The following is a 16,385-nucleotide window of genomic DNA, read 5'->3' as shown; positions in this document are numbered from 1 at the left end:
GGCTCACGGCCGCCGACCACGCGCTGCTGCTGCGGCTCCTCGACGCCCGCACCGCCGGGCCGCTGGAGACCGGCGGTGACACCGACGGCGTACACCTGTGGGAGGCGGGCCGCGAGTACACCGCCGCGGCACGGCAGTTGGGCATGTCAGTGGTCCTGCACGGCGCACCGCCGGATGACGCCCTGCGCCGGGACGACGTGCCCGCGCCCGTCCGGGAGGCCGCCGTGGACCCCGCCTTCCTGGCCTGTCAGCCGAGCCTCGTCCTGCGTCTCGGACCGGCGGACGTGCCCCGCCACGCCACCGTCATGTTCAACGTCCATCTGGACACGGTGGCCGGCTGGTGGCCGCCCTCCTTCGACGGCATCCGGTTCAGCGGCCGGGGCGCCATCGACGCCAAGGGTCCGGCGGTCGCCCTGCTGGCCGGTATCCGGGCGGCCCGCGCCGCGGAACCGGCGCTGGGCACCCGCATCGGCGTCCTCGTCCAGGCGGTGGCGGGCGAAGAGGGCGGCGCCCTGGGCACGTTCGGCACCCGGCCGCTGGTGGAGGCGGGTCTGACCGGGCGGCTCAACCTCTTCTGCGAGCCCACCGGGCACCGGTACCTGCCGCGTGCGACGGCCGCGATGACCGCGTGCGTACGGGTGCGGGGCGACGACGCGGTCGACGACCGCCCGGAGGCCGGCCACAACGCCACCGTGCTGCTGGGCTTCCTCGGCCACCACCTGGCGACGACCCTGCCCGGCCGGGCCCCGGGGGCGCGGGTCTGCGTGGCCGGACTGCACACCGGCGACCGGCACAACAAGGTCTACGGCAGCGGGCGGCTGCTCCTCAACATCGCCTACGGCGACCGGGAGTGCGGACGTGCCGCCGAGGCGGCGCTGCACGAGACGGTGCGGGACGGGCTGGCCGCCTTCCGCGACGGCGCGCGAGGGCACCCGACGCTGGCCAGGACCGCGCACGACGCGGACGCCATCACCTCCGTGCACTGGCTCAAACGCGGACTGCCCGCGCTGAACGGCCCTGTAGGAAACGCTACTTGGGCCGAGGAGCTGTTGGAGCGGGACTGCGGGATCGCCCCCTGGCCCGCCGACGAACCCGCCTTCACCTGCGACGCCCTCTGGATGAGCGACGTACCCGACGCCTTCACGGCCGTGTTCGGGCCCGGCGGTCTGGACGCCAACCGCGCCCACGCCGACGGCGAGTACGCGGACTTGGCCGCACTGGACCGGTACGCGGACGAACTGGCCCGGATCCTGGTCGCGTTCGCCCGCCGCACCCTCACGACCCCCGAGACCACCGCTCCCGTCCACCACGCCACGAAAGGCACCACTCCGTGACGAAGCCCCACCCCGGCACCCCCACCCTCGCACCCGCGCCCGCCCCTCACCCACCGGCCGCACGGCAAGCGCAGGAACGTCCACCGGCCGCACGGCAAGCACCGGCGCCCGCGCGCCGCGAGGGCGGCATCCGGGTCCCGTACGCGGGTCTGCTGGACTTCGTCACCGAGGTCTTCCGGGGCCGTGGCCTGCCGGAGGGGCGGGCCGGGGAGGCCGCCCGCGCCCTGTGCCACGGCGACCTGACCGGCTTCACCACGCACGGCGTCACCAACCTCGTCCGCCTCTATCTGCCCCTGCTGGACGGCGGGCGCTGCGATCCGGCCGCCGAGCCCGGGCAGGTGACCGACAGCGGCCCGGCCGTGCTCGTCGACGCCCGGCGCGCGCTGGGGCTGTGGTCGGCGACCGAGGCGATGGACCTGGCGGTCGAGCGGGCGCGCACCTACGGCATCGGTCTGGTGTCGGTGCGCGGCGGCACCCACTTCGGCTGCGCCGGATACCACGCGCTGCGCGCGGTCGAGCACGGCATGATCGGGCTGGCCACCGCCAACTGCGGACGGCAGAAGCTCGTCCCGCCCCCTGGCGCGGCCGCCCCCATGCTCGGCACCAACCCGCTCGCGCTCGCGGCGCCGGCCGGTGAACACCCGCCGTTCTCCCTGGACATGAGCACCACGGTCGTACCCACCGGCCGGGTCCGGGCCGCCGCCCGCGCCGGTGAACACGTGCCGGAGGGCTGGCTGGAGGACGCCGACGGGAGCCCGGTCACCGACCCGGGCGCGTACGACCGCGGCGAGGCGCGGCTGCGCTGGCTGGGCGGCGATCCGGAGACGGGGGCCTACAAGGGGTTCGGGCTGGGCCTGCTCGTGGAGGTGTTGTCCGCGCTGCTGCCGGGCGCCGGTCTCGGCCCGAGCGGAGACACCTCGCCGCGGCCCGACGACGACGTCGGCCATCTGCTGCTGGCGATCGCCCCCGGCCGTCTGCGTCCCGAGGCCGACTTCCTCGGCGCGGCCACCGGCCTGTTCGGCGCCCTGCTCGACTGCCCGCCGCTGCGGGCGGACGAACCGGTCGCCTACCCCGGCTGGTGGGAGCACCGGCGCACCCGGGAGCGGATCGCGCACGGCGTTCCGCTGAGCGCCGCCCTCCATCGTGAACTGCTCGATCTGGCAAGCGAGTCGAAGGTCGCCTTCCCCGCCGTCCGGCCGGAAGGGGGCCCCTCATGACCTCCGCGCCTGCGCCCCTGCGCGTCGGGATCATCGGCCTCGGCGTGATCTCCCGGTTCTATCTGGCCGCCCTCGACCGCTCGCCGGACGCCTCGCTCGTCGCCGTCTGCGACCACGATCCCACGACGTTCGGCCGACTGCCCGCGCACATCGGGCGCTACGACGACCACCGCCGACTGCTGCGCGACGCCGACGTGGACGCCGTGATCGTCAACGTGCCCAACGACGCGCACTTCCGGATCTGCCACGACGCCCTGGCGGCGGGCCGGGCGGTGTGCGTGGAGAAACCCCTGGCCACCCGCCCGGAGGACGCCCGGCGGCTGACGCGGTACGCCCGTGAGCGCGGCCTGCCGCTGTTCACCTCCTTCCACCGGCGCTACAACGACCCGGTCCGCGCCCTGCTGCACCGGCTGCCGAAGGACGTGCCGGTCGCCTCGCTGACCGTGCGGTACAAGGAGACGATCGAGGAGCACGCCGGACGCGACCGCTGGTACCTGGACCCCGCCCGGTGCGGCGGCGGCTGCCTCGCCGACAACGGGCCCAACGCCCTCGATCTGGTACGGCTGTTCCTCGGGGACGAGCTGCGCGTCACCGCCGCGGAACTGCGCCGGGACGCGCGCGGCGTCGACCGCTCCGCGCTGATCGGTCTGGAGGCTTCGACCGGCGCACTCGCCCGGGTGGAGCTGGACTGGTCCCATACGGGCGAGTGCAAGACGGTCCACGTACGGCTGGCCGACGGGCGGTCGGACGACGCCGACATGCTCGCCGGGCATCCGGAGTTCAAGGGCTCGCTGTGGCACGAGTACGTCGGTGTGCTGGGCGACTTCGTGTCGGCGGCGCGCGACGGCGGCCTCCCGCACCCCGCGCCGGACGGACTGGCCGTCGCCGAACTGGTCGCCGCCTGCTACGCGCGAGCGGACGGCGACGGCGACGGCGACCGCGACAGCGACCGCGTGGACCGAACGGCCCACCTCGGCCGAACCAGCCGATCCGACACCGCCACCCCCGCCACCCCCGCCACCCCCGCCACCCCCGGCGACCGCACCGACCGCACCGACCGCACCGACCGCACCGACCGAGAGGAGTCCCCCGCGTGAATCCCGCGGAGGACGGCGCCAAGCGTGTCGTCCACGGACAGTTGGTGAAGATCCTGACCCATCGCCTCGACCGGCGCGGCATGGTGCTGGAGCCGTACGCGAGCCGTTGTGTGCGGCGCGGCGAGGTCCATGAACTGGTGACCACCGACCACACCGACACGGCGGCCGGGGCGCGGGTGGACCGGGTGGGTTTCCTCGGCTTCGTGGAACTCGCCTGCGCCGGCGTCCTCGACCGGGGCGACACGGTCCTCGCCGCGGGCCGGCCGATCGGCACCGTCCTCGGCTTCGACGGCTGCCACTTCCCCAACCACTACAACATCCTCATCCGCACCCCGCGCCCGGTGACCGGCCCCGAACTGTCCCTGACTCCGGAGACGGAGATCCGCTTCGAGGCCGGGACGCCGCGGTGACCCGTGCGGGCCCCGTCAGTCCGCGTCGCCGGTGAGGCCGGTGTCGATGAGGCCGGTGTCGATGAGCGCGGCGAAGGAGCGGTCGCCGCCGTAGTAGAGGTCGCGGCGCTCGATGACGCGGGCGTCGGGCAGCAGGTCGAGGAAGTGGGCGAGGGGCCGCAGCCGTGAGAACCGGCCGACCGGGATCGCCGCCTCTTCGTACTCGACGAGCAGCAGTCGACGGGTGCTGACCGCCAACGTGCGAAAGAGGGCAGCTAGTTCGGCGTCGTCCAGGAGATGCATGAGCACCCAGACGAACACCGTCACATCGGCGGGACCGCCCACCAGCCGGTCGAAGTCCTCCGGTCGCAGATCCTGGGCGCGCAGTTGGTGGAAGCTGACGTTGTCGAGTGCGGCGCAGGCCGTGCGGGCCGTCTCCAGCATGCCCGGTGTCATGTCGAGCGCCGCGACGCGCCCGGCCGCCGCCGCGAGGGTCGGGGTGAGCCGGCCGATGCCGCAGCCGACCTCGACCACCGAGCCGAGGCCGTGGGGCAGTTCGTGGCCGGCCCGCTTCAGCAGGCGGGTGAGGGTCTGCCGGGTCTCGGCGGTGACGGCCTCCGCGATCTCCGGCGGCTGCTGGGCGCGCATCACCCGGGCCAGTCCGTCGCGCCCGGCGCGCTCGCGCCACTCCCGGGCGATCTCCTCCGGGGCGGGGGGTGCGGCGGACTCCGTCCGTGCCGGGCGGGCCACGCGTTCCTTGGGTCCCGTACGTTCCATGCGTTCCATGTGAGGGACAACGATCTCGGCGCGGGTCCCGACACGGCGGCGCGCGAGAGGTGTTCACGGCGCACGCGGCTGGATACCCATCCGACGAGTGGATGTGCGGGCGCGCGTCCGTCGTACCGCGAGGCCGCGCACCGCCGGTGCCCGGAACCCTCCGACGAGCACCGCGGGGCGCGCCGCCTTGTCGGGTGTCCCGGCCTCCGCCCTGTGGTCGATCCGGAACGGCCGGCGCCGGCCGGCCGACGGAAGCGGGGCGACGGGCAGCCATCGTCTTCACCGCGCCCTCGAACACTTCGGCTCCGTCGGGCGCTGCACTCGTCGAACCCGGCAGCGGGCCGAGGACGTCGACCAGGCGGTCGCATGGCGTCCGTGTGAGACTAGACCCTGACCGCACCCCGGGCGCACGGCTCAGCGGCGCGACGAGGCGAACCGTCGTGGCGCGAGGGCAAGCCGCCGACCGGGGGACGGTTCACCTGCCCCATTCGACCCCGATGCGACCCTGCCGCCGAACGGCGGAGTGGACACCCCCTCTGACCTGGGCCTCAGGAGTGCGACCGGGCAAGCCGGACGGTACGCGCGCCGTACCGGGCGAGGAGGACGGCGTGCGGCTCACCGACACCCGGTCCGGGCGGCTCACTCAGGTCCCGCGGAGTCCCGGCGGACTGCTGCGCGTCTGCGTCCACCCCGCACCGGCCGGACGGCGCGACCTGCTGGGCGAGCTGCGGGCGATGCTCGTCGCGGACGTGCTGTTCCGCATCGCCGAGCTGGAGGACCTCCAGGTGGTCACCGGCTACGTCGAACGTCCGCTGCCCGAGGAGCGGGCGCGGGCGCTCTCCGGCGCCGCTGGGCTGCTCGGCATCCATCCGCCCGCGGTCCGCACCCCGGACGCCGCCTTGATCGCGCCGTTCGGCGGCCCCGTGGACGTCCATGTCCTCGCCCCGGCGGCCGAACCCCCGGCGGCGGAGCACGGGCTGCCGGTCGGGGTGGGGGCGACGGAGGCGCCCGGCGGCCTGGACGCGCTGACCGGCGGCGGGGCCGATCCCCTGGCACTGCGGCTGGCCCTGCTCGCCCGGCCGTACGCGCGTCCCGCCGACCTCACCGGGCGGACCCTGGACGACGCGCGGGCGACGCTGGCCCGGTGGCGGGCGCGGGTCGCGGCCTGGGCGGACGCGCCCTCGCGCCCGCTGCACGCGGACACCGTACGGCGTCTGGGTGCCGCCTACGACGACGACCTGGACACGCCCGCCGTGCTGAACGCGCTGCGGCGGCTGGAGGACGAGCCGGACGTCCCGGACGGCACGCGGTTCGAGACGTTCGTGTACGCCGACCGGGTGCTCGCCCTCGAACTCCCGAGGGACATCGGCCGCGCCTGACCGGCCGGGCGGCCGCCCACACCACGTACCATCGGCGGCCGGGCGCGGAGGCATCGCGGATGCACGTCCCCACGAGGCGCAGGCCGCCCGGATACGGCAGGCGGACTTCGAGGAGATACAGATCCCGTCCGGTCCCCGGCTCGGCTCGCTGGTGCTGGAGGCCTCTGGCGTGACCGAGGGCTACGGGGACCGGCTGCTGACGGTGCGGGTGACGGTCGCCGGTCCGCGTCAGTCGTCGCCCGCGGGGTGCTCGGCCGCCAGTTCGGCCACCAGTCGGCTCGTGACCGGCGCCGGCACCCCGTGCCGTTCGGCCGCCCGTACGACGGCCCCGCCGATGGCGTCGAGTTCCAGCGGGCGGCCCGCCTCCGCGTCACGCTGCATCGAGGACTTGGCGCCGGCCGGGAACGCGTCGTACAGCGCCAGCGACCTGGCGGGATCGACGGGCGCGCCGCAGGCCCGGCTCACCGCGGCGGTCTCCTCGGCCAGTGCGGTCAGTTCGTCGCGCCGCCCGGTGCGCACCGCGCCGATGGTGAGCCCGTAGCGGGTGGTGAGCAGGGCGAAGGGGGCGAGGAAGGCGAGCTTGGCCCAGAGGACGGCCGTCTCGTCGTCGGACAGCCGGGTGCGCACCCCGGCGTCATTGAGCAACTCGGCGAGCGGGGCGAGGCGTTCGTGTTCTCCGGCGAGGTCGATCTCCGTGAACGGGCTGCCGTGCTCGATGACTCCGGGGGCGGTGCGGGTGGACTCGACCCGGATCACGCCCGCCGCGACGGTGGCCGCGCCGTACCGTGCGCGCAGGGCCGGCAGGTGCTCGACGCCGTTGAGCAGGGGGAGGATCAGGGCGTCGCCGAGCAGGTCGGCCGGGACGCGTTCCGACGCGGCGTCCAGTGCCGTGTGTTTGACGGTGACCAGGAGCAGGTCGACCGGTTCGCGCAGTGCGGTGTCGGCCTCGACGGGTGCGGTGAAGTCGCCGAACTGCCCGCTGCGCACCCGGATCCCGTCCTTGCGCAGCGCCTTTACGGTGTGCTCCCCGGCGACGCAGACGACCCGGTGTCCGGCCCGGGAGAGGAGCCCGGCCAGCAGGCCGCCGACTCCGCCCGGGCCGAGGACCGCGACGGTCCGACGGCCGCTGTCGTGACTGTCGTTGAGGGGTGGTGTCGTGGGCACGTGTGCTTCCTCTCGGCTGGGGGCGGGGTCGGCACCTGTCCCGCCGGCCCGCTCCGGTCCGGACCGGAGGGCTGGAGCGCGGGAGGAGGTTGCCGCCCCGGGATGATCGTCCAAGGCCCCGAAGCCCAAGTCAATCCTAGGGTTTGATGAGACGTCCCCAAGAACTAGCTTGGGTGCCATGACACTTGATGATCTGCGCGCCTTCGTCGCGGTGTGCCGGGCCGGCAGCCTGAGCGCCGTCGCCCGGGAGCTGTGCTGTACGCAGTCGGCGGTGAGCCAGCATGTGAAGCGGCTGGAGCGGGAGACGGGTGTACGGCTCCTGGAGCGCCATCCGCGCGGGGTGGCGCCCACCGCGGCGGGGCGGATCCTGCGGACCGCGGCGGCGGACGGCATCGCCGGTCTGGACGCGGCGCTGCGCCACCTGGACGAGCTGGTCCGCGGCGAGGCGGGTGCGGTGCGGGTGACGACGGGCGCCACCACGGTGCGGCACTTCATGGCCGAGGCCGTGGTCGCGTTCCGCGAGCGGTTTCCCCGGGTGAGCCTGGAGTTCCGCACGGAGACCTCCAGCCGCGACTGCTTCGACGCGCTCGCCTCCGGCGCGGTCGATCTGGCCTGGATCACGCTGGGCGGTCCGGTCGGGGGCATCGAGCAGCGTCCGGTCGTGGAGCTGCCGTGGGTGCTGGCGGTCCGGTCCGACGACCCGCTCGCGGCGCGTTCCCACATCGAGGCGGCCGATCTGGCGGGCATCCGGCACATCGGGCTCCCGGGGAACTCCTCGTCCCGGGCCCATCTGGACACGGCCTTCGCGACGCTGGGCGTCCAGGTGCGGTGCGACACCAGTGTCGCCGACTGGGACACCGCCATCCTGCTGGCGGAACTCGGCCTCGGGCACGCGGTCGTTCCCGCGCTGCCCGGCCGCGGGGCCTCGGCCGGCGCCGGGCCGCTGCGCTTTCTGCCCATCGCCGGTCTGCCGGAGCTGCCGGTGGGCTGGGCCGTGCGCCGCTGGGCCGATCTGACGCCGCTGGCCCGGGCGTTCGCCGACACGGTCGGCGCGATGTGCGCGCGGTGACGGGTGACAGGACGGTGACGGTTGACGGTGGGGTGACGGGGGACGGCGCGGTGCCGGGTGACGGCTCAGTGACGGGTGACAGCGCGGTGACGGGTGACAGCTCAGTGACGGGTGACGGCGTGCTGACGGGTGGCATGGGTACGGCGGCGTGACCGTCGCCGGGGGCCGTCCGGCAGTGAACATCAGGGTGATGTCGGGGGTTACCCCCATGGTGGGGCGGGTCGCGGCGCCGGTAGCGTCGTGGCGACGGCGGACCCGGCCAGGGGTCCGCCGGGCAGCGACCGAACCGCCGGCAGGATCGGCGACTTGTGCACAACGGGGGGATTTCTCATGCACCATCGGCTCCGCCTTCTCGCGGCCGCGACCCTGACCGTGGCCGCGGCCGGGGCGCTCGGCGCATGCGGTGCGCTCAGCGACAAGACCTTCGAGGACGACCACGCCGTCCCCGAGAAGGTCACGTCGATCCGGATCGACAACGAGAACGGCGGCGTCGAGATACACGGCGGGGGCGGCACGAAGGTGTCGGTGCACCGCAAGGTGAGCTACCGCGGCGACAAGCCGACGGCACTGTCCTACCGCGTCGACGACGGCGTCCTCGTCCTGGCCGGCTGCGGCCGCCACTGCTCGGCGCAGTACACGGTCGACGTGCCGGCGGGGCTGCCGGTGACCGGTTCCACGTCGAACGGCGAGCTGGACCTGTCCGCCGTGGGCACGGTGAAGGTGTCGACCAGCAACGGCGATGTGCACGTGGACGGCGCGAGCGGACCGGTCGATCTGCGCACCTCGAACGGCCGGATAGAGGCGAAGGGGCTGAAGGGCGCCGGAGTCAGGGCCAAGAGCTCCAACGGGCCGGTCTCCATCGGCACGGCGGTGGCCCAGGACGTGTGGGTGCGGACCACCAACGCCGAGGTCACCGTCACGGCGCCGGGCGGCCCGTACCGGGTGTCCACCCACACCGACAACGGCAGCCCGCACGTCTCGGTGCCCACCGACCCCAAGGCCCGGCACACGCTGGACCTGAGCACGTCCAGCGGGGACATCACGGTCAAGGCCTCCTGACGGCCGCCGCCTCGGCCCCGGGGCGTGTTCCCGGGGGCGTGTCCCCAGGGGGCGTGTCCCCGGGGCTCCTCCCCCACGGGTCCTCCCGCCCCCTCCTCACATCGGCTCGATGACGTGCTTGCGCAGGTGCCCGTAGACCACCGACGTGCGCACGTCCGCGAGTTCCCGGCGCTCGGTGAGCTTGTCCAGGACCACCGAGTGCAGTTGCTCGGTGTCCCGGACCGCCACGTGGAGCAGGAAGTCGTCGGTGCCGGTGAGGACGAAGACCTCGATCACCTCGGGCATCCGCGCCACGAAGGCCTGGAACTGCTCGATGACCGCACGCGTCGGCGGCCGTACCCGCACGGCGATGATCGCCTGCAGCCCCCGGCCGATCGAGGGCAGGTCCACCTCGGCCTGGAAGCCGACCAGCACACCGCGCTCGCGCAGGGAGCGGACCCGCTCCAGACAGGTGGAGGGGGCGATGCCCAGCTCCTGCGCCAGGTCCCGGTTGGTGCGCCGACCGTCCTGCTGCAGAAGCCGCACCAACGCCGAATCTAGTTCGTCCATGCCCCGCCGACACTCCCCACCAGCCGAATGTAATTCGGCCAGAGTGCCATACCACACTTCTCATTGCTAGCTTTCCCGCACGGACTCCGTCGAAAATTCGCCGCCTCACCCGGCGAGTCGGACGGGGTCGAGGCACGCACGGGAAGGGGCATCGGAGTGGACGAGCAGAGGACCAGGGTCCTGGCGGTCTGTTCGGTCGTGGCGGCGGCGCTGTTCTGGAGCAGTTCGTACGCGGTGACCAAGGAGGTGCTCGCCGACGTCGGCCCGCTGACCATCGGGGCCGTCCGCTTCACGGTCGCCGCCGTGCTGCTCGGGGCGATGGTGCGGTTACGCCGCCGTTCCCCGGCCGGACGCCCGCAGCCTGCGGCTGATCCGTCTCAGCGGTCTGCTCGGCATCACGGCCTACTTCGTGCTGGAGAACATCGGCGTCGAACTGTCGACCGCCTCCGACGCCTCCCTGATCGTGGCGTCCTATCCGCTGATGACCATGCTCCTTGAGCTGGCGGTCCTGCGGACCAGGATGCCGCCGCTGCGGGTCTGCGGCGTGCTGCTCGCCACCGGGGGCGCCGCGCTGGTGGTGCGCAACGGCGCCGAAGTGGGCGGCGGCGCACGCTGGTCCGGCGATGTCCTGCTGCTGCTCGGCGGGCTGGTGTGGGCCGGGTACAACATCCTCGGCAAGCACGCGGGGCGTGGGCAGGACGCCGTGCGCCTGACCTACCACCAGACGGTGGCCGGCGCGGCCGGTTTCCTGCTCGCCTCGCTCCTGGAGGCCGGCGACTGGCGGCTGCCCGGCGCCACGGCCTCGGCGCTGCTCGCCTATCTGGCCGTGGCGTGCTCCGTCGGCGGCTTCCTCCTCTACAACTACGGCCTGCGCCGGATGACGTCGAGCGTCGCGGTCAACATCCTCAATCTGGTGCCGGTGTTCGGCGTGCTCGGCGCCGTGGTGGTCAACGGCGAGACGGTCCGGCTCCCGCAGCTCTGCGGCGGTCTGGTCATCGTCGCCGGGGTGGCTCTCGGCCTGATGGAACGCCGGCACACGGCGACGGCTCCGGTGGTTGCCGGGACAGGAAGTCGATGATTAGGTTAGCCTTACCTAACTCGAACCTCTTCCGCGAGGAGTTGCCTTGGCTGCCGCCATCGACACCGCTCCGTCCGAGCAGACCGCGGCGGAGTACGTCCGCTCGGTGCTGGCCCGGGCGGTCTCCCTGTCGCTCAGCACCGACGGTCAGGACTACGACCTGATCGGGATGCACTCGGTGGACGCCGAGGGCCGGGTCACCCTTCAGTCGCAGCCCGGCTGCCCGCTGGCCGCGCAGGTCGCCGCCGCGCCGGACGGCGGCCTCCCCGCCCGGATGGAGTTCACCGACATCGCGCCCACGGCCCTCCGCGACCGCGTACGCGCCCAGGTGACCGTCTCCGGCCGGCTCGTCACCGGCCGCCCGGAGCACGGCGACGGCCTCCGCTTCGACGCGGAACAGGTGACCCTCCGGACCGTCACCGGATGCCACGACGTCGACGTCGCGGACCTCACCCGCGCCCGGCCCGACCCGCTCGCCGTCGAGGAGGCCGCGCTGCTGACGCACCTGGCCGACGCCCACGAGGACATGGTGGCGGCGCTGGCCGCCCTCGCCGGCTCGCGGCTGCCGCGGGGCGTGGTGCGCGTGATGCCGCTCGCGGTGGACCGCTACGGCATCGCGCTGCGCTGCGAGTACCGCGAAGGCCACTGCGACGTACGGCTGTTGTTCCCGGTCGTGGCCCGTGACGCGGCCGAGGCCGGCGAGCGGGTCCGGCTGCTGCTCACCGCCTCCGGGTGCGCACACCACCCGCACCCCTCCGCGCGGCGCTGACGCCGCATCCCCCACCGGATCAGAGCACCTCCAGAGCACCTCCAGAGCACCTTCAGGGGCGGAACATGGGACACGGCTGGCAGGGCGTCGCCCTCAAGCTCATGCGCGGTCAGGACTTCACGTTCACCGTGCGGTCCAACGAGCGGATCTCCGAACGTCTGCACCGGCTGTCCTTCAGCGACGGCGGCATGCTGCGGGCCACCGGGACCCACCCGACGATGTGGGTGCGGCTCTGGTTCGACAACGGCGGACGCCCGCACCAGCGGGCCTACACCCTGGTGGACCCGGACCCCGCCGCCGGCGCCTTCGACATGGAGTTCGTCCTGCACGCGGGGTGCGCCGGCGACTGGGCCCGCACCGCGCGCCCCGGCGACACCATCGACGCCACCGTGCAGGGCTCGGAGTTCGCGCTGCCGGACCCGCCGCCCTCGCAGCTCCTCGTGGTCGGCGACCCCGCCTCGCGACCGGCCATCAACTCCCTGCTGGCGTCGGCGCCTTCGGTCCCGGCCACCATATGGTTCGAGACCTCCCACCCCGCGGACGCCGACGGCATCCCGCACGAGGAGGCCGCCGGCCGCCGGGTCGTGCGGGTCCCCCGGCAGGACGGCGGCGCCAGGCTGGTCGAGACCGTGCGCGCCGCCCTGCCGGCCCATCTGGACCCCGCCGCCTATGTGTGGATCGCCTGCGACACGGCGACCACCCGCAAGCTCGCCGCCTTCGTGCGCAAGCAACTCGGCGTGCCCAAGGAGCGGTTGCACGCGCTGGGCTACTGGCGGGCCTGAGCGGCGGCGCGGCGAGGTCCGTCCGGGCGGTCCCCCATGGCGCCCGGCGGCCCCGGCCTCACGCCCGCTGCGGCACGACCGCCACGGGGCACTGGGCGTGATGCAGCAACGTGTGTGCGGTGCGCCCCAGTTGGAGACCGAGCTGCCCCGTGCTGCGGCGCGCTCCGACGATCACCAGATCGGCGGCGGCCGAGCGGTCCACGAGCACCCGGTGCGCCGGACCCTCGACGGTCGCCCGCCGCACCCGGACCTCCGGGTGCTCGGCCGCCGCCTCGCTCAGCAGTTCCTCCAGCAGGGCGGCGGCCCGCTCCTCGTGCCCGAGGGGCGAGTTGTCGGGCGGCGCCACCGCACGGCTCGCCTCCAGCAGCGGGGTGCGCCAGGCCCGTACGACATCGAGGACGCAGCCGCGCGCCGCCGCCTCGCGGAACGCGAACCGCACCGCCGCCCCGGCGCTCTCCGGGCCGCCCGCGCCGAGCAGGATCCGCTCGTGCGTGCCGGTCACGCCCGCGCTGTCGCCGCGGACCACGACCACCGGGCAGCGGGCCCGGGACGCCACCCCCAGGCCGACCGACCCGAGCAGCAGCCCCTTCAGCCCGCCGCGCCCGCGCGAGCCGATGACCAGCCCGGAGGCGGTGTCGCCCGCGTCCACCAGGGCGGAGACCGCGTCCTCGGGGAGCACGTCCGTGGACACCTTCACCTCCGCGTCGCGCAGCCGGGCCCGCTCCTGCGCGGAGGCGACGACGTGCTCGGCCATCACCTGCTCCGAGGGCCGGTCCGTGCCGCCGGTGGGCACCACGCCCTCGTAGCGCTCCCACAGGGAGGCGTACACCAGCCGCAGCGGCAGCCGGTGCAGGGCGGCCTCGTCCACCGCCCAGTCGACCGCCGTCAGACTCGGGCCCGATCCGTCCACACCCACGATGAGGGGCGACTCCATTGCGACCACCGCCTTTCACCCGGCTGCCGCGCCGTGCGGCAGGTCGTTCTCCTGCCACCGTCGCACCGGGCGGGGCGGGGCGCGAGGGCGGTTCGGCCCGTCCTCAGGACGTTCGGCCGCCCGTCCTCAGGACGTTCGGCCCCCTGTCGGCGCGGCCGGACAAGCTCAGGCTGGAAGTACGGCGGAGGACCGTCGGACCACCGCGCGCACCGGAAGGAACCATCGCCATGACCTCCACCCTCAGCACCGTCAGCGACGTCATGACGCACACCGTCGTGGCCGTGGGGCGGGACGCCCCGTTCAAGGACATCGTCGGGCTCATGGGGCAGTGGAAGGTCAGCGCGCTGCCCGTCCTGGAGGGCGAGGGCCGGGTGATCGGGGTCGTCTCGGAGGCCGATCTGCTGCCGAAGGAGGAGTTCCGCGACAGCGACCCGGACCGGTTCACCCAGCTGCGCCGGCTGTCCGACCTGGCCAAGGCGGGCGCGCTGACCGCCGGGGAGCTGATGAGCAGCCCGGCCGTCACCGTCCACCCGGACGCCACGCTCGCCGAGGCGGCCCGCATCATGGCGCAGCGCAGGGTCAAGCGGCTGCCCGTGGTCAACGCCGAGGGGCTGCTCGAAGGCGTGGTGAGCCGGGGCGATCTGCTGAAGGTGTTCCTGCGTCCGGACGACGAGATCGCCGACGAGGTGCGGCGGGAGATCGTCTCGCGCCTCTTCCCGGCGCCGGCCGAGCCGGTCCGCGTGGAGGTCTCCGACGGGACGGTCACCCTCACCGGGCGCATCCGGGACACCTCCCTGGTGCCCGTGGCCGCCCGTCTGGTCCGCGCCGTGGAGGGCGTCGTGGACGTCGAGTGCGACCTGGTGGGCGGGGCGGCGACGCCGGTACGGGGGCCGGGCGGTACGGAGCAGCGCGATCCGGCGCCGGCGGAACAGCGGTGAGGCGAGCCGCGGCTCGGGTCCCGGTCCCGTCCGGCCGAGCCTCGCTGAGCGGGGCCCGAGGGCGCCTGGCCTCGCGGTGAGGGGCTGACCGGGAGCGGTCGGTTTCGGCGAACGAACGGGGGCCGCTTCCCCCCTCCGATACGTATCGGAGGGGGGAAGCGGCCCCCGCCGTGTCGGAGGGGGAAGCGGCCCTCGACGTATCCGAGCGGGAGGCGGCCCCGCCGAGCAGATCACGGCAGCCCCGCTCAAGGCGCGGGGTTCGCCCCCGTCGGCTTCGCCGGGCGGCCGGCGTCGGTGAGGTCCGGTTCGAGGACGGGGCGGCGGCGCGGGCCGCCGATCGCCGAGCGTACGTCCACGACGCCCTCCACCGAGGAGACCAGCCGGACGGCGAGCGGCACCAGCGAGGTGTCGGCGACATGGCCGGTGAGAGTGACCACCCCTTCGCGCACCTCCACGTCCACCGCGTCGAACGGCACCGGGAACCGGCCCGCGACGATCTGCCGCCGGACCTCCTCGGCGATGTCCTCGTCCGGGCGGAGGAACACTTTCAGCAGGTCGGAGCGGCTCACGATGCCCTTGAGCCTCCCCTCCTGGTCCACCACCGGCAGCCGTTTCACCCCGTGCCGGGCCATGAGCCGGGCGGCCCGGGCCAAGGTGGCGTCGGCGGGCACGGTGACCGCGGGCACGGTCGCCAGTTCCCGGGCGGTCGCCGCCCGCGCCTTGACCGCACCGGCGGAGCGGCCCGGCCCGGACGGCCGCGCGTCGGTGTCGCGGAACTCCTCCTTGTGCAGCAGATCGGCCTCGGAGACGACGCCGATCACCCGGCCCTGTTCGTCCAGCACGGGCATCGCGCTGACGCCCCACTGCCGCATGGTGCGCACGATCTCCTTGAACTCCGCGCCGCCGGCCAGGGCGACGACGGTGCCGGTCATCACGTCGCTCACGGTGTACTGGGAACCCTGCATGGCGTCGTCCTCATGGCCTCGGGCAGCGAGAGGCACCCGGTGTCCCCGCCGCCCCGCTCCGGTCCGGGGGCGTGGCGCGGGGCACCGGGCGCGGGGGTCAGTGCTGCGGGTGGGGGTGTGCGTGGAACAGGGCCCGCCGCTGCTTGCCGGCGCTGCCCCGGGTGAGCCGGCCGGCCGCGATCCGCAGCTGGATGGCGTGCACCACCTCGGTCACCCCGAGGACGATGGCCATGATGCCGGTGACCAGCGTAAGCGCGGCGATCGAGCCGAACGGCGAGACGATCAGCACGATGCCGGCCAGCAGCGTCAGGATGCCCAGGAACAGCTGCCAGCCACGCGCCGGCATGCCGGGCGACGAACCCGCGGCGGCCGTCATCATGATGCCGCGCAGCAGCCAGCCGAAGCCGAGCCACAGGGCGAGCAGCAGAATCGACTCGAGTGTGTCGCGGAAGCAGATGAGTCCGAGCAGGACGCAGAGCGCGCCCGTGATGAAGTGCAGTGCCCTCAGGTGTCCGGGCACATGCGCGCCGAACGCGGAGGCCAGCTGGAAGACGCCGGTGACCAGCAGGAAGACACCGAAGAGCACACCGACGACGCGCAGCGTCTCGCCCGGCCAGATCAGGACGATCACGCCCAGGGCGATCGACGCGAGGCCGATGGTGAACAGTGCCTGCCAGCCGAGGTTCGCCAGCGACCCCAGGGTCTCCCCGGCGGGGTCGGCGCCCTGGGGCGGTGCCTGGGTGGAACTCCGGTGCGGGGTCTCGTGCGGGGGGCTGTGGTCCGGGGAGTCGGAGGGGAGTGTCATGTCCGTCCACCTCTTTCATGGCGCGACACAGCAGGTTCAGGACATCTTCATCGTCACCCAGATGGCGGTGTCCCGCCCGG

The 16,385-nt window shown here is 74.1% G+C and carries 18 protein-coding genes; 12 read left to right on the top strand and 6 right to left on the bottom strand.

Annotated elements, in window-relative coordinates:
* Positions 1-29 precede the first annotated feature (29 nt).
* From K7787_RS21050 to K7787_RS21035, 4 genes are read left to right on the top strand one after another with little or no spacing between them, the layout of a single operon-like run.
* On the top strand, positions 30-1,334 hold the full coding sequence (locus K7787_RS21050) for a M20/M25/M40 family metallo-hydrolase (RefSeq protein WP_223002562.1): 1,305 nt from the start codon (positions 30-32) through the stop codon (positions 1,332-1,334).
* A complete protein-coding gene (locus K7787_RS21045) occupies positions 1,331-2,551 on the top strand; it encodes an Ldh family oxidoreductase (protein WP_223002538.1) in 1,221 nt (406 codons plus the stop codon). The genes K7787_RS21050 and K7787_RS21045 overlap by 4 nt, the downstream gene beginning before the upstream one ends.
* Positions 2,548-3,648 carry a Gfo/Idh/MocA family protein gene (locus tag K7787_RS21040; RefSeq protein WP_223002537.1) on the top strand — a complete coding sequence of 367 codons (1,101 nt, stop codon included), beginning with the start codon at positions 2,548-2,550 and terminating at the stop codon, positions 3,646-3,648. The genes K7787_RS21045 and K7787_RS21040 overlap by 4 nt, the downstream gene beginning before the upstream one ends.
* Positions 3,645-4,058, top strand: a complete 414-nt coding sequence (locus tag K7787_RS21035) for a DUF6917 domain-containing protein (RefSeq protein WP_009192620.1) — start codon at positions 3,645-3,647, stop codon at positions 4,056-4,058. Before K7787_RS21040 ends, K7787_RS21035 begins: the two co-directional genes overlap by 4 nt.
* A 15-nt stretch (positions 4,059-4,073) precedes the next feature.
* On the opposite strand, the gene K7787_RS21030 is transcribed toward K7787_RS21035, so the two are convergent.
* Positions 4,074-4,814: a class I SAM-dependent methyltransferase gene (locus K7787_RS21030; protein ID WP_233359600.1), complete on the bottom strand. Its 741-nt coding sequence runs from the start codon at positions 4,812-4,814 to the stop codon at positions 4,074-4,076.
* 608 nt (positions 4,815-5,422) lie between these two features.
* Between K7787_RS21030 and K7787_RS21025 the strand changes: the two genes are divergently transcribed.
* Positions 5,423-6,193 carry a hypothetical protein gene (locus tag K7787_RS21025; protein ID WP_223002536.1) on the top strand — a complete coding sequence of 257 codons (771 nt, stop codon included), beginning with the start codon at positions 5,423-5,425 and terminating at the stop codon, positions 6,191-6,193.
* Positions 6,194-6,421: 228 nt separating this feature from the next.
* Here K7787_RS21025 and K7787_RS21020 read toward each other — a convergent pair whose 3' ends face one another.
* The gene (locus K7787_RS21020; RefSeq protein ID WP_223002535.1) at positions 6,422-7,357 is read right to left on the bottom strand and encodes a ketopantoate reductase family protein; all 936 of its coding nucleotides are present in this window, start codon (positions 7,355-7,357) and stop codon (positions 6,422-6,424) included.
* A gap of 178 nt (positions 7,358-7,535) precedes the next feature.
* Between K7787_RS21020 and K7787_RS21015 the strand changes: the two genes are divergently transcribed.
* Both K7787_RS21015 and K7787_RS21010 read left to right on the top strand, forming a co-directional pair.
* Positions 7,536-8,426 carry a LysR family transcriptional regulator gene (locus tag K7787_RS21015; protein ID WP_223002534.1) on the top strand — a complete coding sequence of 297 codons (891 nt, stop codon included), beginning with the start codon at positions 7,536-7,538 and terminating at the stop codon, positions 8,424-8,426.
* Positions 8,427-8,756: 330 nt separating this feature from the next.
* Positions 8,757-9,485, top strand: a complete 729-nt coding sequence (locus tag K7787_RS21010) for a DUF4097 family beta strand repeat-containing protein (RefSeq protein WP_203620518.1) — start codon at positions 8,757-8,759, stop codon at positions 9,483-9,485.
* Positions 9,486-9,581: 96 nt separating this feature from the next.
* Here K7787_RS21010 and K7787_RS21005 read toward each other — a convergent pair whose 3' ends face one another.
* The gene (locus K7787_RS21005; protein WP_043262201.1) at positions 9,582-10,034 is read right to left on the bottom strand and encodes an Lrp/AsnC family transcriptional regulator; all 453 of its coding nucleotides are present in this window, start codon (positions 10,032-10,034) and stop codon (positions 9,582-9,584) included.
* Positions 10,035-10,190: 156 nt separating this feature from the next.
* Here K7787_RS21005 and K7787_RS31850 point away from each other — a divergent pair, with 156 nt between their 5' ends.
* From K7787_RS31850 to K7787_RS20990, 4 genes are all read left to right on the top strand, one after another.
* Positions 10,191-10,532: an EamA family transporter gene (locus tag K7787_RS31850; protein WP_372456666.1), complete on the top strand. Its 342-nt coding sequence runs from the start codon at positions 10,191-10,193 to the stop codon at positions 10,530-10,532.
* Positions 10,444-11,112 carry a DMT family transporter gene (locus K7787_RS32300; RefSeq protein ID WP_443742885.1) on the top strand — a complete coding sequence of 223 codons (669 nt, stop codon included), beginning with the start codon at positions 10,444-10,446 and terminating at the stop codon, positions 11,110-11,112. The genes K7787_RS31850 and K7787_RS32300 overlap by 89 nt, the downstream gene beginning before the upstream one ends.
* A 46-nt stretch (positions 11,113-11,158) precedes the next feature.
* On the top strand, positions 11,159-11,881 hold the full coding sequence (locus K7787_RS20995) for a DUF2470 domain-containing protein (protein WP_223002533.1): 723 nt from the start codon (positions 11,159-11,161) through the stop codon (positions 11,879-11,881).
* A gap of 65 nt (positions 11,882-11,946) precedes the next feature.
* On the top strand, positions 11,947-12,663 hold the full coding sequence (locus K7787_RS20990; RefSeq protein ID WP_043262199.1) for a siderophore-interacting protein: 717 nt from the start codon (positions 11,947-11,949) through the stop codon (positions 12,661-12,663).
* 58 nt (positions 12,664-12,721) lie between these two features.
* On the opposite strand, the gene K7787_RS20985 is transcribed toward K7787_RS20990, so the two are convergent.
* Complete coding sequence (locus K7787_RS20985) at positions 12,722-13,597, bottom strand: universal stress protein (RefSeq protein WP_223002532.1); 876 nt, start codon at positions 13,595-13,597, stop codon at positions 12,722-12,724.
* Positions 13,598-13,824: 227 nt separating this feature from the next.
* Between K7787_RS20985 and K7787_RS20980 the strand changes: the two genes are divergently transcribed.
* Entirely contained in the window at positions 13,825-14,535 is a 711-nt protein-coding gene (locus K7787_RS20980) for a CBS domain-containing protein (protein WP_223002531.1), read from the top strand.
* A 245-nt stretch (positions 14,536-14,780) separates the two neighbouring features.
* On the opposite strand, the gene K7787_RS20975 is transcribed toward K7787_RS20980, so the two are convergent.
* Positions 14,781-15,500: a CBS domain-containing protein gene (locus K7787_RS20975; protein WP_043262196.1), complete on the bottom strand. Its 720-nt coding sequence runs from the start codon at positions 15,498-15,500 to the stop codon at positions 14,781-14,783.
* A gap of 97 nt (positions 15,501-15,597) precedes the next feature.
* The gene (locus tag K7787_RS20970; protein ID WP_019979864.1) at positions 15,598-16,305 is read right to left on the bottom strand and encodes an HdeD family acid-resistance protein; all 708 of its coding nucleotides are present in this window, start codon (positions 16,303-16,305) and stop codon (positions 15,598-15,600) included.
* Between the last annotated feature and the right edge of the window lie 80 nt (positions 16,306-16,385).

The organism is Streptomyces sennicomposti (assembly GCF_019890635.1).
GTDB lineage: Bacteria > Actinomycetota > Actinomycetes > Streptomycetales > Streptomycetaceae > Streptomyces > Streptomyces sennicomposti.
This window is presented reverse-complemented; position numbering and strand designations above follow the sequence as displayed.